The organism is Algibacter sp. (genome assembly GCF_049667265.1).
In the GTDB taxonomy this organism is placed as follows: Bacteria; Bacteroidota; Bacteroidia; order Flavobacteriales; family Flavobacteriaceae; genus Algibacter_B.
The window spans coordinates 1-16,971 of sequence record NZ_JBATHX010000219.1; the positions used below are offsets into that span (position 1 = coordinate 1).

A 16,971-nucleotide genomic window follows, 5' to 3' on the forward strand; every position below is an offset into this window, starting at 1 on the left:
GTATAAACCCATCAATACTTCCATTAGCAAGCATTTCCATGTTAATAATTTCTTTGGTAAAGGACTCATTTGACAGTCCAACAATAACATTATATCCTCGTCGATTGGCAACGCGTTCTATACCTCGAATTACTGTTGAAAAAAAGTGATGAACAATCTCAGGAATTAAAATCCCTATAGTTTTAGTTTTTCTATTCTTTAAACTAAGGGCAATGTTATTAGGCTTGTAGTTATAAAGTTTTGCAAACGCCTGAATTTTTTGAGTCGTATCCTCACTTATTTCCTTGCTGTTACTTAAAGCTTTGGAAACTGTTGACACAGAAACATCTAGTTCTTTTGCTATTTGTTTTAATGTGATTTTTCTCTTCATAAATCTTATATTCAGTCAAAAATAGAAATTATTCAGTTGTTAATAATGAAGATTTCAGATTATTTGAGGCATAATAAATTATGTTTTTCTCAGTTTAAACGAAAATATCTAAAAAGTTGTCAACACGAAAACGTTTTCGTAAAATATTTCATAATATTTAATAGCTCGTTTACAGTTTGTTTATATAATTTTGCCGTTGAGAAGTGAAAATATAATCGAACTAAAAAAAACTTATTAATTAAACTAATTTGTATGAAGACTATTATTAATAGTTTACTGTTTTTTCTATTGTTGGCGCCCGTCTATATATTTGGACAAACACCAGTAACGGGAACAGTAACAGAACAATCAACTTCCCTTCCACTTCCGGGTGTCAATGTTGTTGTTAAAGGAACCTCTAATGGAACCGCAACAGATTTTGATGGGAATTACCGTATTGAAGTAAAAAATGGCGACATCATTGTGTTTTCTTATGTTGGTTATCAAGCTTTAGAGATGACTTATACAGGACAAGCAACCCTTAATGCCCAATTAATCGAAGATACGGCACAATTAGATGAGATCGTTATCATTGGTTATGGTAGTGTTAAAAAAGAAGATTTAACTGGTGCCGTTGATGTTATTTCATCAAAAGACTTTAACCAAGGTGCAGTTGTATCTCCAGATCAATTGTTACAAGGTAAAGCTGCGGGTGTTAGAATTACTAGCGCTGGTGGACAACCAGATGCTGCACCGAATATTAGAATTAGAGGTGGTTCATCCCTTTCTGGTAATAATGCACCTTTAATTGTTATTGATGGTGTACCATTAGATAACGGTGGTGTAGCTGGTGTGGGCAACCCATTAAGTTTGATTAACCCAAACGATATTGAAAGTTTTAGTGTACTTAAAGATGCATCTGCAACCGCTATTTATGGTTCTCGTGCCTCCAACGGTGTACTTATTATAACAACTAAAAAAGGAACTTCAGGAGAAGCTAAATATAATTTTTCTGCAAGAACCTCTTTAAGCAATGTTAGTTCTAGCGACCAAGTTCAAGTTATGAATGGAAATGAGTTTGTAACTTTTGCTCAAACATACTTCCCAGATAACTTAAGCGCTTTAGGTGTACCAGTTGGCAGCGTAGATTCAAACCAACCAAGTTACATTGTTGATTTGACAGATGCGGATGGAAATCCTATCCAACGTCAAATTTACAATACAGATTGGCAAGATGTAATTTATAGAACTGCTGTTACTAAGGATTATAATTTTGGTGTAAGAGCTAACTTATTAAAAAAAGTTCCTTTTAGAGCCTCTATTGGATATAATGAAACTGAAGGTGTTGTAAAAACAAATGACTATGAGAGAATTACGGCGTCATTAAGATTAACACCTAAGTTTTTTGATGACCATTTAAAAGTAGACATTAATGCTAAAGGAACTGTTGTAGATAAAAATTCAATTGATGATGGTGCTGCTCTTGGTGGTGCAATTTCAATGGATCCTACAAAACCAATTTATGATAGTAATTCAATTTTTGGCGGTTTCTATCAGCAATTACAAGCATCGGACAACCCTAATGATCCTAATGCCAAAATTGGAGCTGGTAACCCATTAGGAGTTTTACTTCAAAGATCTCGTCCTGAAAAAGTAAATCGTTTACTTGGTAACATTGAATTGGACTATAAAATGCACTTTTTACCTGAATTACGCGCTGTTGTAAATTTAGGCCTAGAAGCTTCAAGAGCTGAGATTGAAGAATCTTTCGCACAAAACGCGATCAATTCATATACACTAGTACCAGATACAAGTGTTCCTGCGGGCACATACATATTTAACTCTGGAAAAAGTTTTGGTGAAAGACAACATATTACAAATGTTACGATGGAATCTTACCTAGCATACCGAAAGGAATTTGAGGAATCCTTCCTTAACAATTTTGATGTTCAAGCAGGTTATTCATACCAAAATTTCAAAAACGATGGTAATAAAGATGAATATGAAAATGATCCTGTTAGTGGTCAAAGAATACCAAATGTAGATCCACTAAATCCAAACAATAGATATTTTAACGAATTAAATCTTCAGTCCTTCTTTGGGAGAGCCAATATCAATTTAGATAACAAATATCTCCTTACGGCTTCTTTAAGAGCCGATGGTTCTTCATTCTTTACAGAAGATAATCGTTGGGGTTATTTTCCTTCAGCTGCAATAGCTTGGAAAGCAAAAGAAGAGAGTTTCTTAAAAGACGTAAACTTTGTTAACGATTTTAAAATAAGGTTTGGTTGGGGTGAAACTGGACAACAAGATATTTCTTCATTAGGTTTTTACCCTTCTATTCCATTATTTGAAATAGGATCTCCAGAAAGTCAATATTTAGGTGGTGTAAATCTATATAATGCTAAAGAATTTAACCCAGATTTAACTTGGGAAAAATCAACAACCTATAACTTAGGTGTAGATTTTGACTTTTTTCATTTCAGTATTTTATCTGGATCTTTTGATATTTTCAAAAGAAAAACTACAGATTTATTAGTAGCTACAAATGTACCTCCAGGTCAAGCATTATCAGATATTTTAATACAAAATGTCGGTGATACAGAAAGTAAAGGTTTTGAGTTAAACTTAAATTTAAACCCTATAAAGAATGAAGATTTTAACTTATCATTAAATGGGAATTTATCTTATAACTTTACAGAAGTAACCGATTTAGAGGGTGCTCAGCAAATTTCTGCCGGTGGTAACTTACCTATTGGAACTGGAAATTTCCTTTTAAGACACGCTTTGGGACAACAAGCAGGTTCGGCTTGGGTATTAAAACAAGTATATGATACTGCTGGCGACCCTATTTTAGGATCTTTTGTAGATTTAAATGATGATGGTAGAATAACTGAAGCTGATAGATATTATAGAGCCATTCAACCTAACTGGACGTTTGGTTTAGGATTTAACATGAATTACAAAAACTGGGATTTTAGCGCAAGCTTTAGAGGTCAGTTTGATGGGGAAGTTTATAACTCAAGACGTTTAACACATGGTGCAATTGAAAATGCATTATCTTTAGATGGTAATTCATTTAACAATACCTTAAATTTCTTTAATGGAGCAGCAAATCCAGTATTTACTGATATTGTGGATCCTATCCAATATTCAGATTATTTTCTTGAGGGTGCATCATTCTTAAGATGTGAGAATATTGTACTTGGCCACACACTTAGTAATGTTATAAAAAACGCAACGCTGAAAATATATGGTGCTGTTAATAACCCGTTCTTAATTACAAATTATTCAGGACAAGATCCTGAGAATTTCTCGGGTATTGACAACAACTTCTATCCTAGAGCAACGGTATATAATTTAGGTGTTAATATTGATTTTTAAACTATGAAAATTATGAAAAATAAAATTTTAAAATTACTATTTGGTTTAGTAGTAATCTTTACTGTTAATATTAGCTGTACAGATGATTTAAATACAAAACCATTAATAGAATTATCATTAGATGAACTATTAGCAAAAGACCCACAAGCTGTTGAAGGTATATTATCTAGACTTTATGGTTCGTTTGCTCTTTCGGGTGCCGATGGCGCTGGAAGTTCAGATATTAGCGATGATCCTGGAGAATCGCCTTTTCTAAGAGGTATTGTAAATCTACAAGATTTTGCAGCAGATGCCATGAAAAATAGATGGGGAGATAATGGATTGGACCAATTAACAACTACAACAGATTGGACTCCAGACAATAAATTCTTTAGATATTTATACAACAGAATTTTCTTCACTATTCCACAATGTAACAACTTGCTTTCTATACTCCCTAATGTCGAAGTAGAAAACAAAGAGGTGATTATTTCTGAGGTACGATTTATTAGGGCTTTGGCTAACTATTATTTAATTGATGTTTTCGGAAAAGGTGTTATTCCAACTGAAGATACTGTAGGACAAACAGAATCTTTACCGCAAGCATCACGCCAAGAATTATTTGATTTTGTTGAATCTGAATTATTAGAAATTGAATCTATATTACCACCAACAAATACGTACGGAAGAGCAACCAAAGGAGCAGCTAGGATGTTATTAGCAAAACTATATTTAAATGCTGAAGTTTATACAGGAACACCTCGATATGCTGATGCAGCCTCATTTGCTAATAAAGTAATTACGGAAGGTCCTTATTCGTTAGCAAACGATTTTGTTAGTATATTTTCTGCTGATAATGATTCGTCAACTGAAATTATATTCCCATTAATTGCCGATGCTCAAGTAAGCCAAAGTTATGGTAACACCACCTATATTGTAAATGGAAGTTTAAATGCCGACACAACGCCTTTAGCTCAATTTGGAGCAACTGAAGGTTGGGGTGGTCATAGATCAAGCAAAGCTTGGTACGGTTTATTTGGTGATTTAGGAACATCGACTGATGATAGAGCCAAATTATTTTGGACTGAAGGTCATAACTTCGAAATGGATGATTATAAAAAGTGGATTGATGGTTACCCTTCTATAAAATTTAGAAATACAAACTTTATTGGATCGTCATTACCATCAAGTTTCTCTCCAACAGATTTCCCTTTATTCAGACTTGCTGATGCTTACTTAATGTATGCAGAATGTGCTGTTCGAGGAGCTGCAGGCACAGATATGGGAACCGCCGTTAATTACGTAAACGAAGTTCGTGAAAGATCAAATGCAAGTACGATTTCTCAAACCGATTTAACTGAACAATTTATTATTGATGAACGCGGAAGAGAATTAAACTTAGAAGGTCACAGACGTACAGACCTTATTCGTTTTGGGAAATTTACCGGAGGATCCTATTTATGGCCATGGAAAGGTGGCGTAAAAGATGGTACTTCAATACCTGCAACTTATAACTTATACCCTATTCCATCGTCAGCTTTACAAGCTAACCCGAATTTAACACAAAACCCAGGATTTTAAAACTAAAACTAAACGATTATGAAAAATATAAAACTTTTATCACTCTTATTAATAGCGTTCATTAGCTTCTCTGCTTGTGATCAGGATGATGACTTAGTATTCACAGCCCAAGAACCTGCTGAAGGTATAACCTTCTCTAACTCATTTTTAGATGAATATGTATTAACAGTTGCGGCATCTAATAATTTAGGTGAACGTTTTACTTGGCAAGATGCCAATTTTGGTGTACCAACCAATGTCACTTACGAATTAGAAAATTCAATTTTAGGCGACTTTACTGATGCCACTACGGTAGGAACTACAGATGGAAACGAACTTGCAGTTACCATTGGTGCCATGCTTGGTTTTGCTGAAGCTGCTGGATTAGATAATGACCCAAATACTGATTTGCCAAATACTGGCACCCTTTACTTCAGGGTAAAAGGATTTGTTGGTACTGAAGGGCTTCCAACATATTCACCAATTCAAGAACTTACTGTTGTTTTACCAGAAATAGTTGAAGGTGGCGGTGGTGCTGGAATAGAAATTTCTGATTGGGGTATTGTAGGTTCGGCTACACCTAATAGTTGGGACGGTCCAGATATTCCATTCTACACAACAAGTGAGAATAACGTTATTGTAGCTTATGCTAATTTGGTTGACGGGCAAATTAAATTCCGACAAAACAATAGCTGGGATGCCCCTAACATTAATTATGGTGATCTAACCGGAGATGGTATTCTTGATACTGAGAATGAAAATAACATTAATGTTACTTCGGGTACTTATAAAATAACTATCGATTGGAACGACAATTCTTATACAATTGAAGAATTTTATTGGGGTCTAGTTGGTTCTGCAACACCGAATAGTTGGGATGGACCAGATGTTAAGTTATCCTATGATTATAACACAGATACATTCAAAACAGTAGTACAACTTGTAGATGGTCAAATAAAAATTCGAATGAATGATAGTTGGGACTCTCCGAATATTAATTATGGTGACCTAACTGGTGATGGCGTTCTTGATACTGAGAATGAAAATAATATAAATGTTACTGCAGGATATTATCTAGTTACAGTAGACTTTAAAACTTTAGAATATTCTATTGAAGAAACTCTGATTTGGGGTGCTGTAGGATCTGCTACTCCTAATTCCTGGGATGGTCCTGACACCAAATTTAATCCAGATTTTGCAAATCCAGGAGTTTGGACTTTAAATGGTATGACACTTCTTGATGGTCAATTAAAATTTCGTACTAATGATAGTTGGGATTCACCTAATATTAATTATGGTGATTTAACTGGAGATGGCATTTTGGATACTGAGAATGAAAATAATATTAATGTAACAGCTGGAATTTATGATATTACTTTAGATTTTAGTAATCCTGATAATCCAACCTATACAATTGAATAGTATAAATTAAATTTATATATATATCTTTAAAAGGCTGTTTGTACTATTATAAACAGCCTTTTATTTATAAAAAACTATGCATTACATATTTTTTTAAAAAAATAATATCATGAAGAAACTATACTTGCTTTTATTGATTGCGTCTACATTAAGCTACGCTCAAGTAGTGACAACATCGCCAGAAATACCAACAGAAACCACTCCTATTACAATATTCTTTGATGCCTCAGGTACTGGATTAGATGGTTACACAGGTGATGTTTATGCGCATACGGGAGTATTAACTACGGCTTCTTCTGGTAGTTCTGATTGGAAACATGTTATTGGATCTTGGGGAAGCAACACCTCACAACCTAAATTAACTAGAACAGGAACTAATACTTACGAATTAGCTATTTCACCGGATATACCAACTTTTTACGGTACTACTACTGGAGAAGTTGTCACAGATATCGCTATCGTTTTTAGAAACAGCGCAGGAGATGCGCAAACTTCACCCGATATTTTTATTCCTATATATGCAGATGGCCTAAACGTATCGATAACAAATCCTGAAAACGAATCTGTTTATGATTTAAATGATAATATTACTATAAGTGCTGCTTCAAGCATAAATGCTGATTTAGAAATAAAAGTGAATAACACTTCAGTACAAACAGTAACTAATGCAGCGGCAATTTCGACGTCCTATACATTTACGTCAACAGGAATTCATATTATTGAGGCTACTGCTAATCAAGGTGGCGAAACTAAACAAGACGAAGTTTCTGTTTATGTAAAAACTGCAACTCAAAACCAAACATTGCCAGCTGGTGTTTCCAAAGGGTTTAATGATAATGGTGATGGTACCGTAACATTTGTTCTTGAAGCGCCTAACAAAACTGATATTTTCCTCATTGGTGGTTTTAATAGCTGGACATTAGATGCAGCTTATCAAATGAAAAAAGATGGCGATCTGTTTTGGGCAACCGTTTCAGGATTAGATGCCAATACAGAGTATGCATATCAATACTACATTGATTATTCTATAAAAGTTGCAGATCCTTATTCAAGAAAAGTATTAGACCCAAATAACGATCAATATATCCCTGATTCTACTTATCCAAGTTTAATGACCTACCCTACTGGTAAAACAACAGGAATAGTTTCAACTTTTAAAATCAACGAAACGGATTATACTTGGCAAAACACTTCGTTTACAAGACCTGACAAAGAGAATGTGGTCATTTATGAAATGTTAATAAGAGATTTTACAGCTAGTGGTACTTTTCAAGAAGCCATTACGCGTTTGGATTATTTACATAACTTGGGAGTGACAGCTATAGAATTAATGCCTGTTAATGAATTTGAGGGCAATGATAGTTGGGGATACAACCCATCATTTTACATGGCTTTAGATAAGGCATATGGAACAAATAATGATTTAAAAGAGTTTGTAGATGAGTGCCACGAACGAGGTATCGCAGTAATTTCTGATGTAGTTTTTAATCATTCATATAGTCAGTCACCATTATTACAGATGTATTGGGACAGCACAAATAATAGACCGGCTTCAGATAGTCCATATTACAACGAAAATCATAATTTAGTTGATAATACAAGCGCACATTGGGGTTATGATTTTAATCACGAATCAACTTATACGGTTGACTTTTTTAATGATGTGTTGAGTTTTTGGATGAATGATTATAAAATTGATGGATTCCGTTTTGATTTTACAAAAGGGCTTTCGAATACAATATATAGTGGAACAGACAATTGGGCAAGTGCTTATGATGCTTCACGTATTGAAAACTTAAAAGCATTTGCCGATCATGTTTGGTCTCAGGATCCAGGTAATGAAGCTTATGTGATTTTTGAGCATTTATCTGATAATAGTGAAGAGACTGAATTAGCAAATTACGGTATTATGCTTTGGGGCAATTTAAATCACAGTTTTAACCAAAATACTATGGGATATGCGTCGGACTCGGATATATCATGGTTATCATATCAAAATAGAGGCTGGAATAATCCGAATGTAGTAGGTTACATGGAGAGCCATGACGAAGAGCGTTTAATGGTAAAAAACTTGGCTTACGGTAATACAAACGGTGAGTATAATGTAAAAGATTTAGGAACGGCCTTAGATAGGCAGGAAGCCGCCTCAGTAATTTTTTACGGTATTCCTGGGCCAAAAATGATATGGCAATTTGGAGAACTTGGTTACGATAAAAGCATCAATTGTGAAACGGATATTACTGATGGTTCTTGTAGGTTAGATAAAAAACCTGTAGCATGGACACTTGGTTATGATAATGATTCAGATAGATTGGACTTATACAATGTAACCGCTAAAATGATATCTTTAAAAAAGCAATTCCCTTCTACATTTAATACAAATAATTTTAATTTAAATGTTGGTGGCCTTGTAAAGGGAATAAATTTATATGATAATGCTGGAGGTTTTAATGTAGTAATTATTGCAAATTTCGATGTTACGGCAAAATCGATTCAGCCTAACTTTAATGCAACTGGAACTTGGTATAATTTATTAAAAAATAATAGCACTTTTGAAGTTACTAACCTTTCGTCAACAATAGAATTAGCAGCAGGTGAATATAGAGTATACGGATCAGAACCTGTAGTTGATCCAAATGATATAGATGGCGATGGCGTTTTAAATGACAATGACAATTGTAGCAATACACCTTTTGGCGCAACGGTAGATGTTAACGGATGTGAAGTATTTACTTTAGATGCAAATAATTTTGCGTTACAAATAATTTCCGAAACATGCAGAAACAGCAACAACGGTAGTATAAATGTTTCCGCGAATGAAAATTTAAATTATTTAATAAATATTGTTGGCAACAGCATTAATACTTCCGGTAATTTTACTTCTAATTTTTCCGTTGACAATTTAGAGGCTGGAGAATACAAAATTTGTATTTCTGTCGATGGGCAGTCTGATTACGAACAATGTTTTAAAATCACACTAACAGAGCCTGAAGATCTATCGGTTTTATCCAAGACTTCAAATGATAAAAAGTCTATACAATTAGAAATGAGCGGAAGCTCCACTTATACAATAATTCACAATGATAAAACATTTCTAACCTCACAATCATCTATTAATTTAGAATTACTAGCAGGAAGCAATTTGATTCGTGTTACAGGAGAAAAGGATTGTCAAGGTAAATATGAAGAGGTTATTTACTCAGGGATGGAAATGTCTGTTTTTCCTAATCCAATAACCCATAATAATTTACAAGTATATTTAGGTGATTTGAATTCTGAAATATCATCTGTGAAAATGTATTCAATTTTAGGAAGACATGTTTACTCAAATGAGACTAACAAAAATGTTTTAAACATTGATACTTCTAATTTCTCTAAAGGCATTTATATATTACATGTTCAAACTAAGAATCAAAAAAGGAGTTTTAAAATAATTAAGAAATAATGAAAAATATATTCAAATTTTTAATGTTTGGTTCATTTTTATCGCTAGCAGTATTTAATTGTAGTGGCAGTAGTAGCGATGATAACCCGGACCCAAAAGTTATAGACCCTCCTGCTGCAGCTAGCTTAAGTTTTCCAAATCAAAATTCAGAATGCACAGAAGGCTCTAATTTTACGAGTACCGAAAGTGATGTGACCTTTGATTGGAGCGATGCTTTAAACGCTGAAACCTATGATTTAGTCCTAAAAAATCTAGAGACACAAACAACGAGCAATTACAGCAGTTCTAGTTCTCAATTAACAATCAAGGTGTTGAGAGCTACGCCATATTCTTGGTTTATTATTTCTAAAAATTCTGGAACGGAAACTGCTCAAAGTCCTACTTGGAAGTTTTACAACGCCGGTGAAGCTGCAACTGCATACGCTCCTTTTCCTGCTGAATTAGTAAACCCAAGTATGGGAACATCATTATCTAGTGTAACGATGAGCGTATCTTTACAGTGGTCTGGAACGGACGTTGATAGCGATATTAAAGAATACGACATCCTTTTTGGAACAGTTAATCCACCAGAAAATAATCAAGGTACCGTAGAGTCCATGAGTTTATCTGTAAATGTAACTAGTGGTAACACCTACTACTGGCGCGTAATTACTAAAGATTCCCAAAATAATAATTCTGAATCTGAAATATTTCAATTCAAAATAAACTGAGTGAATTAATGTTTTAGTTGAACCATATCTATTATACGAAAAAGCATCTCAAAATATTGAGATGCTTTTTAATTATATCTTTTATAATTTAAATCAGATTATTGATTCCCCTTTTTATAATCTTCTAAAAATTTAGCTAAACCAATATCTGTTAATGGATGTTTCAATAAGCCTTTTATAGAAGATAATGGCCCAGTCATAACATCACTTCCTAATTTAGCACAATCAATAACGTGCATGGTATGACGAACTGATGCTGCTAAAATTTGAGTTTCAAATCCGTAGTTATCATAAATTTGTCTAATTTCTGCAATAAGGTTTAAACCATCAGTAGAAATATCATCTAACCTTCCAATAAATGGAGATACGTAAGTTGCTCCTGCTTTAGCCGCTAAAAGAGCTTGACCAGCAGAAAAAACTAAGGTTACATTTGTTTTAATACCCTTATCTGAAAAGTATTTACATGCTTTAATACCATCTGCAATTATTGGTAATTTAACAACAATTTGAGGATGTAAACTGGCTAGCATTTCACCTTCATCAACCATGCCTTCAAAATCCGTAGAAATCACTTCTGCGCTTACATCTCCGTCTACTAAATCACAAATTTTTTGGTAGTGCGCTATAATATTATCAGCACCTGTAATACCTTCTTTAGCCATTAAAGATGGATTTGTGGTTACACCATCTAAAACTCCTAAAGCTTGTGCTTCTGCAATATCATTAAGGTTTGCTGTATCTATAAAAAATTTCATATCGCTTAATTTATTTTGTTAAAACTGATTCGTTTAAATACTCTAATACTTGTTTGCTAACTTTTTCGCCAGTAAACCCAAACTTTTCATCTAGAACTGATGCTGGTGCTGAATATCCAAAATGGGATAATCCAAATACTTTTCCATTATCACCAACTAAACCTTCTAAGTTTACTGGAAGTCCTGCTGTTAAACCAAATAATGGTTTGTTTTTAGGAATCACACTATTTTGATAATCTTTAGACTGATTTCTAAATACACCTTCAGATATTATTGAAGCGATATTAACCTTCAATCCTTCTTGAGATTCTAAGATTTCTGCTGCGGCAATTAATGTAGAAACTTCAGAACCATTAGCAATTAACACCACATCTGGATTTTCAACTTCTTTTACTAAATACCCACCTTTTTGAGCTGCTAAAGCCTCTTGATATCTTGATTTCCCTTGAGCAGGAACATCTTTAATTCCTTGTCTAGAAAGGATTAAACCTGAAGGTGAATTAGTATTTTCTAAAGCCATTTTCCAAGCAACACTTGTTTCAGCAGAATCTGCAGGACGCATCGCTAAGAAACTATTTTTACCACTATGGTTTTTTAGTTTTTCTAATAAACGAATCTGCGCTTCTTGTTCAACAGGTTGGTGCGTTGGTCCGTCCTCGCCTACTCTAAAGGCATCATGAGTCCATACATATTTCACACCTAATTCTTGAATACCGCTTAAACGAATAGCTGGTTTCATATAATCTGAAAACACAAAGAACGTTGCTACAACAGGAATACATCCACCGTGTAAGGCAATACCATTTGCAATACAAGACATGGTTAATTCTGCAACACCTGCTTGTAAAAATGACCCACTAAAGTCACCTTTTTTAAGTGCATGGGTTTTCTTTAAGAATCCATCCGTTTTATCACTATTAGATAAATCTGCTGAAGAAACAATCATGTTCTCAACATTTTCAGCTAAATAAGCTAACACGTTTGAAGATGCTGCTCTCGTAGCTAATCCTGCTTTATGGGCAATAGATTCAAAATCTAATTCTGGAAGTTTCCCAGATAAGAAGAAATCTAATTTTTTTGCTAATGCGTTATTATCTTTTCTCCAAGCATTAATCACAGCTTTCTTTTTAGCTGCTTTTGCTGTTTTTTCTGTAACTAAGTTTTTATAAAAAGCACTTACATTATCAAAAATATCAAATGGATTTTCAACGCTTGCACCTAAATTCAACAAGGTCTTTTCGTAATCTGCTCCTGTATGTCCAATTGGTTGACCGTGTAATTCACAGTAACCTTCAAACATACTACCATCAGCAGTTACACAACCTTTCCCCATTATGGTTTTTCCAATAATAAGCGTTGGTTTTTCAGTTTCGTTGTTCGCATCTTTTAATGCTTTTCTTATTTCATCGTGGTTATGACCATCAATTGTTACCACTTTCCATCCCCATGCTTCATATTTAGCAGCAGTATCTTCACTTGTTACTTCATCTGTAGATGTTGATAATTGAATATCATTAGAATCGAAAAACATAATAAAGTTATTCAGTCCTAAATGACCCGCAATTCTTCCTGCTCCTTGAGATATTTCTTCTTGAATACCACCATCAGAAATAAAACCATAAACTTTATGATTCATCCAATTGCCAAATCTTGCACCTAAAAACTTAGCAGCAATTGCAGCTCCCACACCCATAGTATGACCTTGTCCTAAAGGACCAGATGTGTTTTCGATTCCTCTTGCAACATCAACTTCTGGGTGACCTGGTGTGATTGAACCCCATTGTCTGAAATTCGCAACATCGTCTTTAGCATAATTTCCTAAAAGATAATATTGTGCATACATTAAAGTAGATAAGTGGCCTGCATCCATAAAGAAACGGTCTCTAAATGCCCAACCCATATCTGATGGATCATAATTAAAAAATTCAGAATATAGAATGTGCATAAAATCTGCACCTCCCATGGGCCCACCTGGATGACCCGAATTTGCTTTTTCTACCATAGCGACAGCTAATGCTCTAATATTATCTGCTGCTTGTAAATTAATGTCTTTGTTCATTTTTTTAATTATGATTTATATTTAATGGCTTCAAAACGTAGTATTTATATAGCAAAACACATTCAAATACATACGTTTTTGCAAATATATAATCTTTAAGCCGTAAGGGATTACTAAATGCCAAAATTATTTAATAACAGATGTTAATATCTATTTAGTGCCACTTATTAAGAAAAACGACTGTTTTAATTTAAAAAGCGAACTTAAAACCTAAATAATAGAAGTTGCAAATATTTACTAGCTTTAATTACTCGATGAATAAAACCGCGCTTTTTTCCGAAATGCCGTTTTCATTGAATGCTTCAATAGTAAAATAATAAGGCGTATCTCGATCTAAACAACGCATAAAATGTATATTGGTATCATAAACCAACCAAGATTGATATAATTTATCTGCTGCAATTCCCCAACGTATATTGTACCCTTGAGCACCTTCTACTGGATTCCACGAAAACGAGGCATCTCTTCGGTCAGTTTCTCGTTTAATTTCAAATTCTGAAACCTTTTCTGGCTTATTTCCTAATCCTAACCCAAACACTCTAAACTCAGACATGGCAAAGTTTGCACCTGGCACTTCCACATTGTTATAACGAACATACTTGGCAACCACAGGTTTTTCTAAAACTATGTAAGCATTTGGCGAATCTTTTTCACTTTTGCTCCTATCAACTATGGTTTGCCAGTTGGTGCCATCTTCTGAAGCTTCAATGGTAAATTGATGTTTTAAACCTTCCACACGTGTGTAAATTCCAGATTCATAATCATGAAAATTTAGCTGAAAGGCGTGGATGTTTCCGGGATTTGGCATTTCAATAGTTATCCATTGCTTATCATTATTAGCTTCTCCAACCCAAAAAGTTTTTGGGTTTTCATCGGTTAATACTTTAGACATAATATTACCAGCCGCATCGTTCTCGATAGGTAATTCGGTGACTTGAACTTCGTCATCATTCGCTGTAAATTTCATTATTTGCTTCAACGAAGAGGACACGGTTACTTTTCCTTTATATGAAAGCAACATCCATCCATTATGCTGGCCAGCTTTTGTTGGATGGTTCGCACCAAAATGCGGATAATCTCCATATTCAGTATTGGTGTACATTAAACCTTCATCATCAAAATAGGTAGGAAACATGCACAACCGCCTTTCCCATTGCGCATTAGAAGCAAGTGCCATGGTTGCAAAATGCCAATATTGTCCGTTGGTTTGTTTTACGGTTATTCCATGTCCAGCGCCATTTGTAAACCCGCCCGGCTTGAAACTCATAGGATTATTTTTCATGTAGGTGAATGGCCCAAGTGGTGTTTCACCTATATAAACGCCATCTGCATAGACGTTAAACTGTGTACCAGGTGCAGCATATTGTAAATAATATTTCCCGTTATGCTTTGTCATGGAGGCACCTTCCATATAGCCTTCTTTTAGGGTTGGGTGAAAATTATTTTCGCCAAAGCGTTCCCATCCATGCGCTTCTTCATTAAGATTGAACAATTCTTTTTTAACGCCTGTTTCTAAAAAACGATCGTCTTTATTCATTATTTTTACTTTTAGTGGATGTAAATTCGAAGATCCCCAGTATAAATATGTCTTGCCATCATCGTCAATAAACAATTCCGAATCCTGAATATTATTGGAGATTGAAGCTGTTGGTGACCATTTTCCACTTTTCGGATCGTCTGTGTAAAGTATACTTCCGTAACCTGCAGGATTACCAGCAAAATACACTAACGAATCCTTATAATTGAAGGCTGTTGGCGCATTACTTCCCTCAAAAAACCATTGTTGCGGTTTAATAAATTTCCAGTTAACCAAATCGGTGGAATGCCAATACCCAAAAGAACGTGTTACGAACAAATAATATTCGCCTTTAAATTCAATAACAGCAGGATCTGCACCAGAGCGATAGGATTGATTTCTGCTAGAATTGTAAACCATATAAGTATAGTCTATATCTAAAGGGTTGATATAGGTTTGATTTTCTAAATTATCTTTTGATTTGGCATTCACTTCTGCCTTTTCAGTCGTGTTGTTACATGAAAATACTAGTAAAATTGAAGTAAGAATGAATATTTTTTTCATAATTATTTGTTTCGTTTTTTGCCAAATTGGTTTGACACCCTAAAGCCCTCTTAATCTTTTAAACTGCTTGAAAGCACCTTCTACACTTTGCTTTGGCGCTTGTTCAAATTCCTCATCTGTAACCTTGTATTGTTTTTGAAGTGCGATTAATTGTGCTCTTAATTGCATCTCTTCATCATCATAATCTGGATTATCAATTTGATTATGAATTTCATTTGGATCTTCTTCCAAATCATACAATTCCCAAGTGTCAATATCATCATAAAAATGCATGAGTTTGTAACGTTTTGTTCTGATACCATAATGTTTTTTCACCATGTGAAATGCTGGGTAATCGTAATAATGGTAATACACCCCATTTCTAAAATCCTCATTTTTATTAAACGTGTTTTCTAGTAGTGGTCGCAACGATTTACCTTGCATATCTTTTGGAATTTCGGCTTGAGCGTAATCTAAAAAAGTTTCAGCAAAATCGAGGTTTTGTGTTAAATCTTCAATGACAGTTCCAGGTTTTATAACCTTTGGATACTTTACCAACAAAGGCATTGCTAAAGATTCTTCATACATATAACGTTTATCAAACCATCCTTTTTCACCTAAATAAAATCCTTGATCTGTGGTGTAAATAACAATCGTGTTTTCGGCCAAACCGTTTTCTTCTAAATAATCTAACACACGCCCTACACCTTCATCAACAGATGCTATAGTTCCTAAATATTCTTGTAAATACCGTTGTCCTTTCCATTCTGCTAATGCTTTTCCGGAAAGATTTGCATTGTGAAACGCATCATTTTTAGCTTGGTATGCTTTGTCCCAAGCGGCACGTTGTTCTGTTGTCATCCTATCAAAATCGGTTGTCCAAGGGTTCCACGCTAATTCCGGGCTTCCTTTCTTCTTGGTCATTTTTAAATCGTGACCTTCGTACATGTCTTTATAAATGGTTTGCAATTGTTCTTTGGAACCTAAAGAGCCTTCGTGATTTGTAAAATATGTTTTAGGTAAAGGAAATTTAATCTCATCGTATAAATTTGCATGACGTAATGCTGGCATCCAATTTCTGTGTGGTGCTTTGTGCTGCAACATGAGCATAAAAGGCTTATCAGAATCTTTGACACTTTTTAAATATGTTAGGCCTTCTTCAGTAATAATATCCGTTGCATAACCTTCAATTCTGGTAGTATCAGCAATTTTAGTGGTTTGGTTAATGGATATAAAATCGGGATTGTAA

At 34.3% G+C, this 16,971-nt stretch carries 10 protein-coding genes; 5 read left to right on the forward strand and 5 right to left on the reverse strand.

The window, feature by feature from the left end; genetic code table 11:
• The coding region (locus tag WBN21_RS08160; protein ID WP_424199191.1) for a LacI family DNA-binding transcriptional regulator at positions 1 to 370 on the reverse strand (370 nt) is incomplete at its 3' end.
• A gap of 252 nt (positions 371 to 622) precedes the next feature.
• On the opposite strand from WBN21_RS08160, the gene WBN21_RS08165 reads away from it, so the two are divergent.
• From WBN21_RS08165 to WBN21_RS08185, 5 genes are all read left to right on the forward strand, one after another.
• Positions 623 to 3,733, forward strand: a complete 3,111-nt coding sequence (locus WBN21_RS08165; RefSeq protein ID WP_424199193.1) for a SusC/RagA family TonB-linked outer membrane protein — start codon at positions 623 to 625, stop codon at positions 3,731 to 3,733.
• Between the two features lie 12 nt (positions 3,734 to 3,745).
• On the forward strand, positions 3,746 to 5,293 hold the full coding sequence (locus tag WBN21_RS08170; RefSeq protein WP_424199195.1) for a RagB/SusD family nutrient uptake outer membrane protein: 1,548 nt from the start codon (positions 3,746 to 3,748) through the stop codon (positions 5,291 to 5,293).
• Positions 5,294 to 5,311: 18 nt separating this feature from the next.
• Positions 5,312 to 6,694: a SusF/SusE family outer membrane protein gene (locus tag WBN21_RS08175; RefSeq protein ID WP_424199197.1), complete on the forward strand. Its 1,383-nt coding sequence runs from the start codon at positions 5,312 to 5,314 to the stop codon at positions 6,692 to 6,694.
• A gap of 109 nt (positions 6,695 to 6,803) precedes the next feature.
• On the forward strand, positions 6,804 to 10,139 hold the full coding sequence (locus tag WBN21_RS08180) for an alpha-amylase family glycosyl hydrolase (RefSeq protein ID WP_424199199.1): 3,336 nt from the start codon (positions 6,804 to 6,806) through the stop codon (positions 10,137 to 10,139).
• Positions 10,139 to 10,849 (forward strand): hypothetical protein, encoded by a 711-nt coding sequence (locus WBN21_RS08185; protein ID WP_424199201.1) that lies wholly within the window; start codon positions 10,139 to 10,141, stop codon positions 10,847 to 10,849. Before WBN21_RS08180 ends, WBN21_RS08185 begins: the two co-directional genes overlap by 1 nt.
• Before the next feature lie 98 nt (positions 10,850 to 10,947).
• On the opposite strand, the gene fsa is transcribed toward WBN21_RS08185, so the two are convergent.
• The 4 genes from fsa to WBN21_RS08205 all read right to left on the reverse strand — a co-directional run.
• The gene (gene fsa / locus WBN21_RS08190) at positions 10,948 to 11,604 is read right to left on the reverse strand and encodes a fructose-6-phosphate aldolase (protein ID WP_424199203.1); all 657 of its coding nucleotides are present in this window, start codon (positions 11,602 to 11,604) and stop codon (positions 10,948 to 10,950) included.
• A 10-nt stretch (positions 11,605 to 11,614) separates the two neighbouring features.
• A complete protein-coding gene (locus tag WBN21_RS08195) occupies positions 11,615 to 13,663 on the reverse strand; it encodes a transketolase family protein (RefSeq protein WP_424199205.1) in 2,049 nt (682 codons plus the stop codon).
• A gap of 247 nt (positions 13,664 to 13,910) precedes the next feature.
• Positions 13,911 to 15,743, reverse strand: a complete 1,833-nt coding sequence (locus WBN21_RS08200) for a family 43 glycosylhydrolase (protein WP_424199207.1) — start codon at positions 15,741 to 15,743, stop codon at positions 13,911 to 13,913.
• Positions 15,744 to 15,782: 39 nt separating this feature from the next.
• On the reverse strand, positions 15,783 to 16,971 hold a 1,189-nt coding region (locus tag WBN21_RS08205; RefSeq protein ID WP_424199209.1), incomplete at its 5' end, for a sulfatase/phosphatase domain-containing protein.